The 16,547-nt window shown below is 34.7% G+C and carries 16 protein-coding genes and 1 pseudogene; 8 read left to right on the top strand and 9 right to left on the bottom strand.

Features of this window, described 5'->3' with window-relative positions:
* The first annotated feature begins 94 nt into the window (after positions 1 to 94).
* Both ACY9Z2_RS10065 and ACY9Z2_RS10070 read left to right on the top strand, forming a co-directional pair.
* Positions 95 to 679, top strand: a complete 585-nt coding sequence (locus ACY9Z2_RS10065; RefSeq protein WP_463609508.1) for a hypothetical protein — start codon at positions 95 to 97, stop codon at positions 677 to 679.
* A 139-nt stretch (positions 680 to 818) separates the two neighbouring features.
* Positions 819 to 1,619 carry a toll/interleukin-1 receptor domain-containing protein gene (locus tag ACY9Z2_RS10070; protein ID WP_463609509.1) on the top strand — a complete coding sequence of 267 codons (801 nt, stop codon included), beginning with the start codon at positions 819 to 821 and terminating at the stop codon, positions 1,617 to 1,619.
* A gap of 262 nt (positions 1,620 to 1,881) precedes the next feature.
* Here ACY9Z2_RS10070 and ACY9Z2_RS10075 read toward each other — a convergent pair whose 3' ends face one another.
* Both ACY9Z2_RS10075 and ACY9Z2_RS10080 read right to left on the bottom strand, forming a co-directional pair.
* Complete coding sequence (locus tag ACY9Z2_RS10075) at positions 1,882 to 2,187, bottom strand: hypothetical protein (RefSeq protein WP_463609510.1); 306 nt, start codon at positions 2,185 to 2,187, stop codon at positions 1,882 to 1,884.
* Positions 2,188 to 2,333: 146 nt separating this feature from the next.
* Positions 2,334 to 2,627, bottom strand: a pseudogene (locus tag ACY9Z2_RS10080) (ATP-binding cassette domain-containing protein); the annotation flags it as partial.
* A gap of 222 nt (positions 2,628 to 2,849) precedes the next feature.
* Between ACY9Z2_RS10080 and ACY9Z2_RS10085 the strand changes: the two are divergent.
* The 4 genes from ACY9Z2_RS10085 to ACY9Z2_RS10100 all read left to right on the top strand — a co-directional run bounded on the left by ACY9Z2_RS10085 (position 2,850) and on the right by ACY9Z2_RS10100 (position 4,692).
* The gene (locus ACY9Z2_RS10085; RefSeq protein ID WP_463609511.1) at positions 2,850 to 3,212 is read left to right on the top strand and encodes a GrpB family protein; all 363 of its coding nucleotides are present in this window, start codon (positions 2,850 to 2,852) and stop codon (positions 3,210 to 3,212) included.
* A complete protein-coding gene (locus ACY9Z2_RS10090) occupies positions 3,191 to 3,364 on the top strand; it encodes a GrpB family protein (protein ID WP_463609670.1) in 174 nt (57 codons plus the stop codon). Before ACY9Z2_RS10085 ends, ACY9Z2_RS10090 begins: the two co-directional genes overlap by 22 nt.
* A 140-nt stretch (positions 3,365 to 3,504) precedes the next feature.
* The gene (locus ACY9Z2_RS10095) at positions 3,505 to 4,314 is read left to right on the top strand and encodes a multinuclear nonheme iron-dependent oxidase (protein ID WP_463609512.1); all 810 of its coding nucleotides are present in this window, start codon (positions 3,505 to 3,507) and stop codon (positions 4,312 to 4,314) included.
* Positions 4,315 to 4,455: 141 nt separating this feature from the next.
* Positions 4,456 to 4,692, top strand: a complete 237-nt coding sequence (locus ACY9Z2_RS10100; protein ID WP_463609671.1) for a DUF3977 family protein — start codon at positions 4,456 to 4,458, stop codon at positions 4,690 to 4,692.
* A 295-nt stretch (positions 4,693 to 4,987) separates the two neighbouring features.
* Here ACY9Z2_RS10100 and ACY9Z2_RS10105 read toward each other — a convergent pair whose 3' ends face one another.
* Both ACY9Z2_RS10105 and ACY9Z2_RS10110 read right to left on the bottom strand, forming a co-directional pair.
* On the bottom strand, positions 4,988 to 6,121 hold the full coding sequence (locus ACY9Z2_RS10105) for a DUF4179 domain-containing protein (protein WP_463609513.1): 1,134 nt from the start codon (positions 6,119 to 6,121) through the stop codon (positions 4,988 to 4,990).
* An 11-nt stretch (positions 6,122 to 6,132) separates the two neighbouring features.
* Positions 6,133 to 6,642: an RNA polymerase sigma factor gene (locus ACY9Z2_RS10110; RefSeq protein WP_463609514.1), complete on the bottom strand. Its 510-nt coding sequence runs from the start codon at positions 6,640 to 6,642 to the stop codon at positions 6,133 to 6,135.
* 311 nt (positions 6,643 to 6,953) lie between these two features.
* Here ACY9Z2_RS10110 and ACY9Z2_RS10115 point away from each other — a divergent pair, with 311 nt between their 5' ends.
* Together ACY9Z2_RS10115 and ACY9Z2_RS10120 are read left to right on the top strand one after the other, a co-directional pair.
* Positions 6,954 to 7,292, top strand: a complete 339-nt coding sequence (locus ACY9Z2_RS10115; RefSeq protein ID WP_463609515.1) for a hypothetical protein — start codon at positions 6,954 to 6,956, stop codon at positions 7,290 to 7,292.
* Positions 7,293 to 7,911: 619 nt separating this feature from the next.
* The gene (locus ACY9Z2_RS10120; RefSeq protein ID WP_463609516.1) at positions 7,912 to 8,970 is read left to right on the top strand and encodes an HNH endonuclease; all 1,059 of its coding nucleotides are present in this window, start codon (positions 7,912 to 7,914) and stop codon (positions 8,968 to 8,970) included.
* Between the two features lie 33 nt (positions 8,971 to 9,003).
* Here ACY9Z2_RS10120 and ACY9Z2_RS10125 read toward each other — a convergent pair whose 3' ends face one another.
* The 5 genes from ACY9Z2_RS10125 to ACY9Z2_RS10145 all read right to left on the bottom strand — a co-directional run bounded on the left by ACY9Z2_RS10125 (position 9,004) and on the right by ACY9Z2_RS10145 (position 16,360).
* Positions 9,004 to 9,945, bottom strand: a complete 942-nt coding sequence (locus tag ACY9Z2_RS10125; RefSeq protein WP_463609517.1) for a DNA cytosine methyltransferase — start codon at positions 9,943 to 9,945, stop codon at positions 9,004 to 9,006.
* 1 nt (position 9,946) lies between these two features.
* The gene (locus ACY9Z2_RS10130; RefSeq protein ID WP_463609518.1) at positions 9,947 to 10,906 is read right to left on the bottom strand and encodes a DNA cytosine methyltransferase; all 960 of its coding nucleotides are present in this window, start codon (positions 10,904 to 10,906) and stop codon (positions 9,947 to 9,949) included.
* A gap of 326 nt (positions 10,907 to 11,232) precedes the next feature.
* The gene (locus ACY9Z2_RS10135) at positions 11,233 to 11,775 is read right to left on the bottom strand and encodes a sigma-70 family RNA polymerase sigma factor (protein ID WP_463609519.1); all 543 of its coding nucleotides are present in this window, start codon (positions 11,773 to 11,775) and stop codon (positions 11,233 to 11,235) included.
* Positions 11,776 to 11,830: 55 nt separating this feature from the next.
* The gene (locus tag ACY9Z2_RS10140; RefSeq protein ID WP_463609520.1) at positions 11,831 to 12,073 is read right to left on the bottom strand and encodes a helix-turn-helix domain-containing protein; all 243 of its coding nucleotides are present in this window, start codon (positions 12,071 to 12,073) and stop codon (positions 11,831 to 11,833) included.
* Positions 12,074 to 12,697: 624 nt separating this feature from the next.
* Entirely contained in the window at positions 12,698 to 16,360 is a 3,663-nt protein-coding gene (locus ACY9Z2_RS10145; protein ID WP_463609521.1) for an ATP-dependent DNA helicase, read from the bottom strand.
* Between the last annotated feature and the right edge of the window lie 187 nt (positions 16,361 to 16,547).

Raw genomic sequence — 16,547 nt, forward strand, 5'->3', positions numbered from 1 at the left:
CGCTGTTCCGGAATAAAAACAACGTCCAAAATGCCATTGCAGGGCCAGATTGCGAAAAATTAGACCAATTAAATTTAAAAGGGAGATAATTTTAATGATGGACAATCCAGAAGTAATGAAAGCAAGTGTGGAGCTTGGGAAATTTTTATTGCAAAATACTACCCAAACAATAATGGACAAGAAAAAGTTGGCTAAAACAAAAGGTAGTAATGAAGAAACAATTAATAATTTGGAAGAAATCATTAACACTTTGATTTCAGAGAAAAACCAACTAATTGAAATTGGTCAAGTATATGATGAGCACCTTGTAGCGCAGAAGGTATCAAAAGAAGATATCGAGTACATAACCACTAGTATTTTACCTTTACTAGAGAAGGTTCTTGAAAAGGATGACACAGAAAATGGTATGACAAATAAAGAAAACCTTGAAATGTTAAAGCCGCTTTTATCATCAGAAACTTTTAATATACTTCAACTTTTAGGTTTTAATTTTAAACACGCAATAGGTGAACCATTAACAAATTTGATTAATAGTTTAATTTCTTCCCAAATTCCTGATTCTTCGGGAAAAGCAGTAGAGCTTGAAATACTAACTGCCAAAAAGGAGATTGAATACTTTAAGATCCTACAAGACGAGGAGGCTTATCAAAGACTTTTAAATATTAATGGTACTGAATAAATTCTTTAAATGAAAAAGCTTCGATGAGTTACTGATTTATAAAGAAAATAGTTAAGCTACGAACGGGTGTTGAAAAGATTCGAGCCTGAATTGGCCAGATTACTAAAGAAAAAAATCTATCTAAAATGGGGGAGTATTCATGATTTTCATAAGCCATCAGCATAAAGATAAAGAATTTGTAGGAGATATTGCACAAACTTTAAGCGATATATTTGGTGAAGAAAAAGTATTCTTTGATGATTGGTCAATAAAGCCAGGGGAGAATATAGTTAATCGAATGAATACTGGATTAGAGGAATGTAAATATTTTTTCTTTTTTGTAACCCGTAATAGTCTTGCGAGTGAAATGGTTAATTTAGAATGGACATCTACATTAATAGCTAAGGCTAATCGTCAAATTGAATTTATACCTATTCGCGCCGATGATGTCAATATTCCTCAAATACTAAAGTCAATCAAATATCTTGATCTATATTCGAATGGAATGGATACAATTAAGACTCAAATTATAGAAATAATACAAGGGCAGGAAACGAAAAAAAAATATCCAACATATCAAAATCTAGAAGCGTACGTACTAAGGGAAAGTGAAGAAGAGTTAAAGTTCTTCATTAAAGCTAAAAGATTTTTTGAACCTAATGGTAAATTTGTTCTGGTAACTAAATTAGATGACACACAGGCAGAATTTAAACTTATTGGTGGAGGTATGACCCGTCAGTCTTTTAATCCAAATGCTGCACAATTAGGGGGAGAAAATGCTAATGTTTTCTTCCTGGAGATACCTGAAGGAGTAAAAAAGGGATTCAAAATTGGATTAAGCTTTATAAAAAAAGTTCCTAGTGATGTAGATATAGCATTATTTCATATGAAGACTGAAAGTAAATTCGAAAGAATACCCACAACTTTGATTAACTCTGAAACCGATATACCAACATCTTAAATTTATATAGCGAAGTTTATTCAACAATCTCCGCCAATAACAGAAAGGACTCTTCCATCGAGTGCGATTGTTGAACATCAAAAGCCTAATTCCTACTTGTTTTTGGAGAGGAATTAGGCTTTTATGTCCTTCGTAATTTTTGCAAGTCTGATTGTAATGCTTCTGTCAAATCAAAAAATAACCACCCTATGTTAGCCTTGACGACCAATTAGGGTAGTTATTTTATCTTTAAAAAGTAGACAGTTATGGTTCATTCTAGCCCTTACTCAACCAACGGAATCTTAATCTCTTCCCCAACTTCAAGAACGGTATCCTGACGATCCTTAACTGGAGCGAAAATCATGATATACTCATCAGGGTCACCCTCGACTTCACCCTTGCTAAAAATCGGAACAACTCTTTCGCCAACTGATTCTAAAAATATTCCAGATTTACCTTCATTTACGATATAGCCGAATTCTTTATCAACTTTTCTTGCGTTGAGAAATTGATGTTCCAGTTTACTCATCATTCTGTACGTGTTGCCCTGTTCATCTGTATGCAGTGAAATGTCGGATCCAGTAACCACAACCCTTGTTTCTAATCCAGAGAACTCTACTGTCTCAACCTTGTACGTTTCATTATTGAAAGTAATTCCTTATTTACTTCCATAGTCTCTCTGTCCGAAGTAGCGGATTTATCAAGTTTAAATTTAAAAATTTCATACATTTCCTATTCTATATCAAATAAATATTTGAAAGCCGTCCGGAGTACATCGCGCATTGTCATGCCCTGGCTAAGATCGGCGTGCTGGTCTAAGTAACCGATGCGTACGTTTTTAGCCCACGTAATCGTTCCCGCATCAGGCTCCAATTTTCCCGTAATGATATTCATGAAAGAGGACTTACCTTCACCGTTAGCACCTATAAGCCCAATATGTTCCCCCTTTAATAAACGAAAAGAAACGTCTTCAAAAATAGCCCGATCACCGAAGCCATGGGTCAAATCTTTCACTGTTAGTAAGCTCATGTAAAACACCTTTTCCTTCAATAAGTTTCGCTAACTATTATAAAGGTCTTTGGTGATACAATTAAATAAAAAGCCAGACGTATATTCAATTATGAATGTTATACTTGTTGTACGGATTTGATTGGTTTTAATAAGAACTGTATTCAACAAATGGGCCATTTAACGGAATAAAGCTAACAGAGACTTTTTAGATATAAATTTGGAAGATGACGGGGGAACGATATGGATAAACCAGTTATTATCGAAAATTATAATGCAACTTGGTCAAAGGAATATGAACAAGAGAAAAAGAAGTTACTAAAGGTACTGGACGGAAAGATTATAGAGCATATTGGCAGTACATCTGTTAAGGGATTAGGCGCAAAACCAATCTTGGATATTATGGTTGGTGTCGATGATTGGAAGAGGTTAATCACCTCATCATTCCCCTTGAAAAAATGGGGTATGAGCATGTTATCCATAAGGAATTTCCCAATAGAAGATTTTTCAGAAAGGGAGCATGGAGAGCAGGAACACACCATTTACAATTCTATAAATACAGAAGTGAAGAATGGAATAATTAAATTTTTTTTCGAGACTACTTAAAAGGGGATTCATTTCTTCGAAAGCAATATCATCAGTTAAAGAAAAAATTGGCAGAGGAATATAAATTCGATAGACCTGCTTACACAAAAGCAAAAGAGATGTTTATTCACGATATTATTGAAAAGGCAAAAGATGAAAAAGCTTATAAATAAAATGCCGCAATCGGGCGGGATTATCTAATAAAAGGTCACGCCATTATCGCATATTTGGACCATTTAATGAAATAAGAAACCAAAATAAACTGGATAAGTATTTATATTAAGAATTAGGTATACATACAAGGAGGAGTTTGATGAAGTATGCTGTAAATTATTCACCAGAAACATATAAGTTATTGAAGGATAACAGAATACAGATTGATTTGTTTAAATGCCCTGATTTTGATTGGAACCTTATTAAGACTGCACAAACGAGTAGGCCAGCTTATGTACACTTTAATTTGAATGCGGGCAGGGGAGATCTTGATACGGTTGACTGGGGAAGTATAGTCAACCTAGTAGAAAAAACAGATACACCTTATATTAATGTACACTTGGTAGCCTTTGCAAAGGATTACCCGCATATTGACATAAACACAAAAGATGTTAAGCAAATTAATGAAGTGGTTGAACGAGTAATAAATGATATTCATATTGTTACTGAACGTTTTGGTGCAGATCGAGTGATTGCCGAAAACGTGATATACAGAAGTTATGATGGTAATATGCTTAGACCTATTATTGACCCCGACATAATATCAGAAATAGTCAGGGAAACGAAATGCGGGTTTCTGTTAGATACGGCACATTCACAAATGACCTGTAAATATCTTGGAACGGATGTGTATGATTATATTAATAAGCTACCGCTTGATCGATTGAAGGAATTGCATATTACAGGAATACAGGAAGATGGTAACCAAAGATTAAGAGATAGTATGCCAATGACAGAAGAGGATTGGGATTTAGCGGATTGGGTGCTTAAAAATATCAAAGGCGATAACTGGTCAAAGCCTTGGGTAGCTTCGCTTGAATATGGTGGGGTCGGTCCAGGCTTTGAGTGGAGAACAGATTCTGAGATTCTGGCTTGTCAAGTTCCCAGGCTTGGGAACTTAATTGAATAGCATATCTTCTTAACTTAGCTATTTGATAAATGTTAAAACGATGGTTGCCAATTTAAGCAATCCACGCAGTTCTCGAATAAGAGTCGTACCTTGTGTGCTCATAAGGGCAAGAATGAGGAAGAAATGAAGAGAGATGACACTTTGAAATTTATTGAGTTTGGGATAGGAAACACTTGGCTTGTTAGGACTGAGACAGAGTTGGCAGATGGAACTGAATATGAGGAAAAAGGAATCGTAGGACCTATAAAGTGTCATTCTTTATATTTAAGGGTTTGGATTGGTAAAATTGTTCTGATAATAGACTCAAAAGAAGGCTTTAAACGAAGCAAAAAGAAGCGAAACGCAATTAAATTAATTTTCGGTTTGGCTAGTCGTTAAATTACCTTGTTCAATAAAAGGGCGCGATTGTTGTATAAGTAGTCACAATCGCCCTTTAATAATTAGGTGGAAACGGGTATATATATTCATTGATGCATGTATTCAATGAAAGAACATTGATTAATTCACATTTTTTATAAAAAGGTATTGTTAATTTTTTGATGATTTCTTTTGCAAGTCTGATTGTAACACTTCTGTCAAATCAAAAAAATAACCACCCTATGTTAGTCTTGACGACCAATTAGGGTAGTTATTTTATCTCTAAACAGTAGACAGTTATAGTTCACTTTTGCTCTTACTCAACCAACGGAATCTTAATATCTTCCCCAACTTCAAGAACGATATCCTGGCGATCCTTAACTGGAGCGAAAATCATGATATACTCATCAGGATCACCCTCGACTTCACCCTTACTAAAAATCGGAACAACTCTTTCGCCGGCTGATTCTAAAAATATTCCAGATTTACCTTCATTAACGATATAGCCGAGTTCTTCATCAACTTTTCTTGCATTGAGAAATTGATGTTCCAGTTTACTCATCTTTCTGTACGTGTTGCCCTGTTCATCTGTATGCAGTGAAATATCGGTTCCAGTAACCACAACCCTTGTTTCTAATCCAGAGAACTCTACCGTCTCAACTGTGTACGTTTCATTGTTGAAAGTAAATTCCTTATTTACTTTCATGGTTTCTCTGTCCGAAGTAGCAGATTTATCAAGCTTAAATTCAAGTGGCCACGTTGTCTCTACACTCTCCATGCCCTCATCCCAGATGGTTAAGTTTTTAATTTCCAGCCGGATTTCCTGTCCTTCGTATTCTTTGATGGACTCAAACGATAGGGCTTCTGCCTTTTTGTTTGTTTCACTATTGTAATAGTCACTTCCCCAACCTACATTATCCAGTTTCCGCGTTTCTCCATTTTCAGTAATCAGATGTATCGAACTAACACCCTCAAAAATGTCGATATAATAGTTCTTTAAATCTGTTGAATCACTTTGATAGGTTAAGAGGAGCTTCGTTTCCTTATCATCCGTCATGACGCTTTCAAAGTGGACCGTAATATCATGTTCCTTATCATAATAGGTTTGATCAATAAATTGACCTAGCCCCTTATCAATGGCGGTTGTCACACCAGCATCATCAATATGTTCATCTGAAAATATCTTGTCATATAACCCTTGAAGAGACGCTAATACCGGGGTGAATGAAATGGCCATAATACAAATTATACAGGCCACCGCAACGATCGATAATCGTTTGTACCGTTTTTTCTTTTTGTTTATCGCATTGTAGTTACGAGGTGTAACAAATTCTTCATGAGATCCAAGCTTTTCCGAATGATGCATCCTATTCTCAATTTCCTCCCAAACATCCGGGACTTGCTTTTCTAAAGCATTATCCAAATGCTTTTGTATTTTTTCTTTATCCATCAAAATTCCTCCTATCCTAAAGATTTTCTAAGCTTATTCAGTGCCACACGATATTTCCAAAGTACGGTTCCCAAAGGCATTTCCACAATTTCAGCAATTTCCTTGTGCTTCATCCCCGAAATATCCTTCAAAATGACAATCTGCCTCTCTCCGCTATCAAGTAATTCTAGGTATTTTGCCAACACCATTTTATCTAAAGGATCTTCCGACAAATATTCCATCCGTTCAAAATAATCAGCTTCAAAACCCGTTAACTCACGCTTCTTCTTTCGATACAAATCTAGTGCTGTATTTCTGGATACTGAAATTAGCCATGCTTTAACATTCGAAATCACATTGTTTTTCTTATACTGGAAAAGTTTGATATATACTTCCTGTAGCACATCTTCAGCTAACTCGAAGTCCCTAAGGATGGATAGTGCCATCGCAAATACATCTTTCTTATGTTTACAGAATAACTGTTTAAATTCTTCTATGTCGTTAATGGATTTATCTGATTGCTGAAAAATTGGATCGTTCATTTTGTGCCCCCTTTCATATAGTAGACGGTTGAATGTTTGGTTTTATTGGTGAAAATTTACTTTTTTCTATGAAAATAGTTAAACCAGTTTTTGTCAGTGTAATATAAAGATATAAAAAAGGAATAAAAAAGTATACAGTTCTAATTAATCGCGACAATTAACGTGGAAGTGATAGCATTGAAAGACTACCAAATGTTATTTGCGTATTTACCGTACTTCGAATAACTGTCTCGAGACAGCACTGGATTATCGGAAGAAGAAAACCCTTTTGTAAACGAATCGAACCCTCTGTATACTGAGTATTCAAAAAGATGATGGAGTTCGCTGAATGTGTCTATGAAGTATGCTTTGTTGATGCAGCTTACTCGAATACATTAGAGGAATTTGGTATTACAAATGTTGACGAAATGGATAGAATAATTCCAAAAGAGGATAAACAACTAATTAAAGCCATATTAACAAAAGTGATTAGGGATGAAAGGTTTACATCTGGTGCGTGGATATCCTATGCAAGAAATGGGCTGATAAAGTGCTTCGGCGGATTGGGGAGATTTATGGGATTGCTAATGATTGAAACAAGGGACGAGATGGCCAAGTTTCTTGTATCGAAAAAAGATGCATATTATTTTCGAATATACCAAACCCAATGACACTTTTTCCTAAGTACAGACGATAGTAATAGTACAACATCTTATATGTATACAATCGAATCTGAACTAGAATAGGTGTCAAAAAGCTTTAAAATGAGAAGTAATTCGCAATTCCTAAATATTACTATAGAACCAAACAATGTATTTACTAAAGGTTATTATAATATACTAACTAATCTAGTAGAGTAAAAGATAATTGCTAGATTTAGAGGTAAATGACGAGATTAGACGGTAAAGTAGCGGTTGTAACAGAGGCGGCACATGAAATGAGGAACTAGCGTAACAAATATCCCTATTATTGCATCTTCTTTTATTACTACCGCATACTGGAGGGTATCAAACTAGTGGGTAAGGCGTGAAAAATCCAAATGGAAAGACATACCTTCCAAATAAAAAAGGTAAGGTATCAGAGGGTTATACAGATGATATTAAAAAATTTATTCCAATGCTGTTGTAAATAAAACAACTGTCCAAAATGTTATGGATATTTTCACATATGACAGGACAGATAACCAATATGAATAATTAGAGTGTTGTATCATGATTATTTTGTTTGTTTATAAAAGAATAAGTTAAAAATGTGGTATAATTTATTGAGTTAGTAGTCGGAGGGATTCAAATGCATATTGAGGATAATGTCAGTAAACTTGAAAGTTTGCTTAATGAAGAACTTGGCGAAGAAGGTGAAAAAGAAAAGCTCTCAACTGGTGAAACTCAGTTAAAATGGAAATTATTCAATAAACAAAATATTAAAAACACATTGTTTTCAATATTTATAGAGGAAGATGGAAAGGTAAATTTCTTTCTTGATAGCACAAAAACTGTTATAAATAAAATCATTGAAGTATGTGAAGTCGTTGATTTAAATAATTCGATGCTAAAGATCGATGATAGGCAAATTAAATATAATAAGACATTAAACATTAATGAGGAGTTTCCTGTTTTATTTGGTGAATTCATAAAGTTCATTCAAAACACTTCAAATATTTTTGCGAATGACATAATTGTGGTACCTATTGATGGAAATGAATATGCATTTATTGAAAAAAGAGCAATCCATGCTTTTATGTTGCTGAAGGACTTAAGTTGGCATTCAAGAACAGAGCTAGAAGCAACAGGTGAGGATGGGGTTAGGAGATATGGTGATCCTAGCAGAACCATAACCGCTTTAGAGGAATGTGGATTTGGACTCCAAAGGGAATACACTGTAGAAAATGGTCAAAGGATGACCCAATACAGACTTGATAACTTAACACAAAGCAGAGATTCGATGAAGAAGAGGACAAATATAACTAAAAAAATGAAAAAACAAATTTATGAAAGGGATAATTACACTTGTGTTGCTTGTCAACAGCAATTTGAAGAACATGAGCTTGAACCAGATCATAAGGTTCCGATACAAATTGAAGCTGATCAATTAGATACTAGTACAAATGATTGGTTAGACAAACTACAAACAATGTGCAAAATTTGTAACGGAAGAAAAAGGGAAATATGTAAAAAGTGTACGCATTTTGATTGTGTAAATTGTCACTGGAGCGATCCGAAGAAATTCGGAAAGTATATTGTAAGAGTAGAAGATGATGTTTATTATGTTCTAAAAGAAAAGGCAGAAGAGTATGGTGTATCGATAGATGATTATGTTAATGAAGTGATACCTGGATACATTAAAAATTAAGTGTATTAATAAAATCCCCCAAAGGGGGGATTTTTAATTAACTACCAAGCTATTAATTTGAATGCCCTTAGCAACATGTTCTGCTAATTTGGGAGGAACTGCATTTCCAATTTGTCTATAAGCTGAAGTTTTTGACCCAATAAATTCGTGATTCAAAGGGAAGCTTTGAATAATTGCAACTTCTCTAACTGAAAGTCTTCTATGATTATTAGGATGATGATTAATAACCGCACCACCTTTATTATCCCCCCGGGCAGTTATAGTAGGAGAGGGCTTATCGGGATCTGTACGACGATGTCCTATATAACCATTGAATTTTAACCTGTATTGACTGTATTCATGATTAAATAGCTCATGTTCATCTTCTGGTTCTGGAATGTTAGCCAATGCCTGACCAATTGTAACCCATGGTTTATTATTTAAAATAATATTGGTTGGTGGTTGTGCATGTGTAGGATTTGGAAAATTATATTCCTCATTAACATCATTACGAATACCTACGATGAATACCCTTTCTCTTTTTTGCGGCACGCCGTAGTCTGCTGCATTTAAAAGTTGGTATTTAACTCTATACCCTGCTTCTTCAAAGTCACCAATGATTTTTTTAATTACTATCCCTTTTCCAAGACTTAGAATACCTTTAACATTTTCAGCTACAAAATATTTTGGTTGTTTATCTTTTATTACCCTAAGCATTTCTAAATATAAGGTATTCCTTTCGTCCTCAACTGTTCTTTTCATATTAGCAACTGAGAAACCTTGACAAGGAAAACCACCTATTACAATATCTCCGTTCGGTATATCATCACTTTTGATATTATTTAGATCTTCAAGATAAATATGATCTCCGATGTTTTTCCTATATGTCTCTACTGCCTCTTTATCAATATCATTAGCCCATATTATTTCATGCCCTGCCTTAATAAATCCCAGATCCATACCTCCTGCACCCGAAAACAACGATATTACCTTCATGTTATACAGTTTCCTCCTTTTCAACTTTAAATAGTTTTTTGGCTAACATGTTTGCAAATAAAGGCGGGACAGCATTTCCTATTTGTCTGTAGCATGATGTTCGAGACCCTTCAAAAATAAAATCCATAGGAAAAGTTTGAATTACAGCAGTTTCCCTTACTGACATTCGACGTTTATTACTTGGATGATGTATAACAACCACTCCTCCCTTTCCATTTCCTCTTGCAAGAATTGTAGGAGAGGGTTTATTAGGATCAACCATTCTATGCCCCGTAAAATTTTTATTTGTAACAACTTTATAGTTTGAATAAACATGATTTGGTATTGTAGAATCATCCGATGGTTCCGGAATACCTGTGAGAGCTTCGCTGATGGAAACCCATTTTTTAAGAGGAAACAACGATTCTTCAGGGTGTTGACTATGTGTTTCCTCTGGAAAATCTATATTTTCATCTATGTCTTTTCGAACACCAAGAAAGATAACTCGTTCCCTCTTTTGGGGAACACCATAATTAGCCATGTTAAATAGCTTATATTTAACTTTATATCCCGCTTTTTCAAAGTCCTTTAAAATCATTTCTACGACTTTGCCTTTACCTAAACTTAAAATACCTTTAACATTTTCAGCTAAAAAATATTTTGGTTTTTTTTCATTTATTACTCTGAATAATTCAAGATAAAGTTGATTTCTTTCATCATCTTCAGACCTTTTTGTATTAGCCATTGAGAATCCTTGACAAGGAAATCCGCCAATTACGATGTCACCATAAGGTATATTCTCACTACTAATATTTTTTATATCCTCTAAACAGATATGTCTTCCAATATTTATTTTGTAAGTTTCAACAGCATCTTTATCAATATCATTAGCCCAAATTATCTCATGTCCTGCTTGAATAAATCCGAGATCCATGCCTCCAGCACCTGAGAATAGAGATATAACCTTCACTTGAATCACCATACCTTACAATTAATCTTTAAGTAGTAGTCTACTAAATAATTATATCATACTTTCTGATAAGAACGTATGTTTTCACTTAGGATTATTTAGCTTGATACATCTTTGTTATAAGTTATGATATATGGTTTCAAAAGAATATACCTTCTGTATCTTCTAGAATCAATTATTTCATTGATTAGTTTGATTACTTCTTATGTATATCTTTCTGATAGGTTGCTTCAATAGTTCTCAAATTAAATTAAGCTGTATTATTCTTCGTCATCTTTATTCTAATAAATTGTTTAATAGATAAGGTGCATATACTGTTTATTAGCAAACCCTTTTAGTTATTTTTTGTCATTCATAGCCTCCAGGATCTGCTCCCGAAATTCACTATTCCGTAACTTTTTCCGAACCTGCTTAGACCAACCCTTTACCGCATCAACCGTAGTATTTTCCTGAGCAGCAAGATCTTTTAATGACATACCTTCCATCACAACAAAATATAGCCATTTCCGTTGATTAGAATTTAACTGTGATCGAATTTGTTTCCAAAGTAGCGAGTTGTCCATCAGGATGGGGTTTTCGAAATTGGTGGATGAAATTGAAGTTAATTCAGTGGTGTTTTCCTGGAGGTAGGTTTGTACTTTCTCTGCATATCGGTTTTGCTTTCGGATTAAATCGATGAGGCGATTGCGGATAGTGAAATTGAAGTAAGTAGAAAGTGGACCTTTATCGGGATTGTAGGTTTCATAAGCATTCCACATGGCACAAAGGCCTTCCTGGAAAAATTCCTGATGAGGGTCATGGATGTTCAGCTTATGAATTTGGTAATGGATGCGTCTTTCGTTTTGCTTGTAAATTTCTTCGAATGTAAACTGCTTTGTCACGTGGTATGACTCCTTTATGATTAGATAAAGGCGGGAGTGTGGGGTGTGTCGCTGTTTAGGCTTTCTTATTTTTGTAGAGTTGCTTCATTTCCTCATAGAAATCACAAGGGATATCTAACTGCACAGCCAGGTTCATAAACGTGTGAAGTGTTGTATTGTATTCACCACGTTCAATACGCCCCAGGTGATTCGGGCTTATTTCCACTTGCTCAGCTAATGCCTCGATAGTGAGCTCTTTTTCGTGTCGGTATTTTCTTAAGTGTTGTCCAATCAGTTGCTGAAGCTGCTTGTCTACCACACGAATCCCCCTTTTCAGAATTATTATCCATTCAAGGGGGACAAAGGTACACAACGTATATGTTGTATTTAGAAGATTAATATATTTAAGTTAGAAACCTGGTGATTACAGTCGCAAGAATGTACCATCACTGCCATGTGGTTTTACCGAAGGATGCCACCGAATTTACGACTTGAAGTAAATGACGTTTACAATGGAAAAGTTAAAAAGCCTAATCCTCCTTATTTTTACCGGAGAATTAGGCTTATGGTCTTTCGCAATAGCGTTCGATTGTTGGAGACCAATTTCTATTGAATAGTATCGTTGTGCTGGGCAGCAATGACCTTGTTTTAGATTTTCTTCTCGATTAAAGCTTTAATAATTTCGTTGAATAGCAGGGTAATATTCAACATCTGTCATTGCTTTTACAATTTTGCTTTTCCACTCAGCGGCTTCGTCAGTTATTTCAAGTTTATCTGACATACCTTATCCCTCATTCTTTTTCTTAGTGTTCGCATATACTATACCTTATGATTATCAAACTCGCTCCATCATTGTTACACACTACATGGCTCGATTTGATGAATTAGATAACAGGTATGAGGAACCTAGTGAGTTATCTAATTATGTGTTGTTGGAAATAAATCAACTATTTTTTATCCATGTTTGAATTTTACTCTCTATTAGTGTTGCATCCAAGCTTCCGTCTAATCCATCCTCTGTAATTATCAAGTTTCCATGAGTTTCCGAAATTCCCACGCTTTCATAATTTGTTCTTTTCTCGTCCCATTGCTTTTTATATGATTTATTGCTTAGCATTCCAAGATGCTCTAAATATGCAGTTTTTCCTTGGTAGCGTAAAGTAAAATCAGGAATATAGGTTTTACCATTAACATCTACTGAATCTTCATAGGTGTATTCAATTTTCATCTTATCAAGTATATTAGCCACAATTACTTCGGACTTTGATCTTACCATTTCACCACGAACCGTTTTATGGATTAGTTTTTCTTCAAAGTACCGTATTTGTTTACTAGACTCTATCTCAATGATGTTTGGAACTTCAAATAAGTCCGTATACCGTTGTTTGGTATCCGAATACCAGTCATTGGAATACTGAACTAATTCTTGAATTGATAAATCACTTAGTATAATTAGTTTTTCTTTTTGACGAGAAAATGCGGTGTACAAAAGTTCCTTAGTAACAAATGAACTTTTACCATTTATGACTACTATGGTTTTACCAAAGCTAGAACCTTGTGATTTGTGAACTGTAAGAGCATAAGCAAGTTCTAACTTAGAATCACTATTATCACCACCAAAGTCACCTTTAGTATATGAAAATACTTTTCCTTCAAATGAGCCGAAACGGAACTTATACCAACTAGTATTCTTATCATTTTTGCCATAGTGGCTTGGGTAATCTGCCATAATACCAATTTCACCATTTGCAATATATGCTTTCCCCAATGAACCATCCCAGTAATCCTTCTCACCATTTACATTAGATATGACTTTATCTCCGTATACGATGTTTTGAACAGATTGAGGACTGTTATTTGACCATGGATATGCATTCCATTTCTCAACTATGTCTTGACGGTATTTTTGGTGAAGTTGATTATTCAAATAATAGCTTCCTGCACCAATAAATTTAGTTGGAGATAAAATTTGCCAGTCTTCTATATGTTCACTAGTTAGATAATTTGTATATTTCCCTACAGTAGCTCCCAAACTTTTGTTGAAACCATCAATATCATCTTTATTTGTCATATTTGCAACTTCTATTACTTGTTCAGAGAACATTATTTCTAACTCGTCTAAATCAGTGTAATGAATATATTTAAGACGATTATCTGTTTGATTACTCTGAATACGGTAAATTACATCTTTATCGACTGCATTCGAATTAGAGAATACTTGAGCAAATGATAAATCATCACCACCTGCACCTTGTCTCATTTCAATCTTCAACGTTGACACCTTATCTGGATGGGAATTCTCTAAATAATTGATTAAATCAACAAAGGGGCGCCCTGCACCTATTGGAGGTAATTGATTTGGATCTCCTATAAAGATAATTCTCTCTGCATGAGAATCAACAAGCTTTAATATGCCAGCAAACATATCTTCAGTCAGCATTGAACTTTCATCGATAATAACAGTTTTAGCAATACTCGAACTAGGTTTGCTTGGCATCTTATAAGCCATTGTGTTCCAACTGAAACCCTTTGAACGAATTAAAAATTGTGCAACAGTCATAAACTCAGCTTCAACATTATTCTTCTTAACGGAATTCTCAAGTTGAACTCTTGCTTTCCCAGTGGGAGTTAATGCTAATACTCCACCAGCCTTAATTTCTTTTGAAGAAGCTAAAATCCCCAATGCTGATGTTTTACCTGTCCCGGCTCTTCCCAATAAGACAGATATTCTAGATGACTCAAGAATCGTTAACGCTGTCGCCTTTTCATCACGAGCCAATTGATCTTTTTCTTCATTACCTTCTTGAAGTTTTCCAAATTGGTCGTTAATAATTTTTTCCCAGTTTTGTTCACTCGATAAATTAGTTTCTAAACGGCTATTCACTATATCGACTACCAATTGTTTATAATCTTGATATTCTTTCAGCTTTATGTAAGTATTTTCCACATCAACATACAATTCACCATCCTGCAAAAACTCTATTACACCTTCAATTTTTTCAGTTTGAAAATCCGTTTTTTGATCTAATGGTAATTTGTTAATTTCTTCAACAATTTGATCATAGCTAAGTAAAGTATGGCCTTGATTTGCAGCTTGATCCAAAACAAATATCACCAATGCTCTAAATCGACGCTTATCGCCTTCAGTTCTCATTTTGGTTGGTTTATTTAGAGGATACCTATTTTCCATCAACGGATTCACAAACATTGCATTGTCGATTTGAGAGATAGTAACCTGATGTTCGTCCTTTTCTTTTCGTGTAAGTTCGAATAATCGGTATGGGTTTTCAACAATTTCAGAAGCATAACTTTTTAGGTGACCCCAAGCATAAATAGCTTGTTCAACAGAAAGATTCAATCGGGACAAAAGTTCGAAATACCGAGTCTTGATTTCATCTCTTAATAAACCAGTAAACTCATCCTCTTTCTCAGCCAAGCCTTCATCCAGTTTTTCGTTGCCAGTTTCTTTCTCCCCCGAAAAATATAACTTCAATTCAGTAATCAAGTTGTTTTCAGAAGTATCAACATGCTGAGCAACATCGAAACCATATCTAACACCGAAAGCTGATAAAATCGAACCTAAACCTGGGAAAATACCACGTTGATTCCAAACCCTTTTTAATTGATTATCAATATATTCAAGTTGAACATTAACCCATTCATGATTGGCTACTTTTAACTTGAGCTTAGCAATATTTTTCAATGCATTCTTGGCTTGATTTAGCACATCAATAGCCGCATCGTAGCTGACCCATTCAGCTGCATATGAAAATTCCGATCTAAAACCTGTCGCTTCAAACAAAGTGACACTCGACACATCAAAATCAGGATGCTTTTTAACATACTCGGAAATTTCATGATATGGCATTAAAAAGCCTTCTTTGCCATTAACTCTTATTGAATGAGCTGCATTTGTCTCCCAAATGTAGTTTTTTTCGTCGCTGCTTCCATCAGATTCATACTCATGAATTTCTACATTTGATACTATATTTCCTATTCCTGCAATTACACGCCGATTATCCTCGACAAACGGAACTTGTTTGTAATATGGAAATATCAATGAATTGTGTGGTTTAACTCCGGAAAAAAAGTAATCGAAAATTCCTTTTTGAGATTCGCCATGCGATACCCACGAACTTGACCAGCTCAGCATTTGTTCTGTTTTTTCTAAGTCAAAGTAGAAATTGTAATACTTTTGTTTTTCATTGGCATTATCCTTTAAAGTCCATGAAAAGGGGCGCAATAAGAATGAGTAGGGGTCCATATCAAAATTCGTTTCTTCAAAATGCTTAAACTTAGCATTTCCCTTTTTGTATGGATGGTTCATTTTAAGTTCAAGTTTTGTATCACTCATGAATGCAGCGTTCTCTGTAATCCAGCTTTGCATTCTTACTGACCCTACTTGTTCGTAACTTTTACCTTTATTCGTTTCTTCAAACTCCAAATCCCGTGTCGATGCAATGTTTGAGATTACTTGAGCAGCTACATTATACCTTGGGTTATTATCAATTCGTCCAGTATAATCGTTATCCTTCCACGGAATTCTTGTTGAAAAATGTTGTACATAGTTAGTTTGTGGTTTATCTTCCTCTTCTTTATCAATCATTTGCCATATCCTCCTAAATGTCTATCAATAGTACATGCCGTAAAATCGTTCTCCAGAAAAACACGTATATTTAAACTAATTATCTTTCAAAAGTCCTGTTGGTTTAAAGATTTAACCATAAACCGCAAACTCTTCTCGGAAGTATCTAGAAATGCCAGCTGAGCTTTATCGACAGTTTCTACTTTAT

The organism is Virgibacillus sp. GM2-2 (assembly GCF_055329585.1).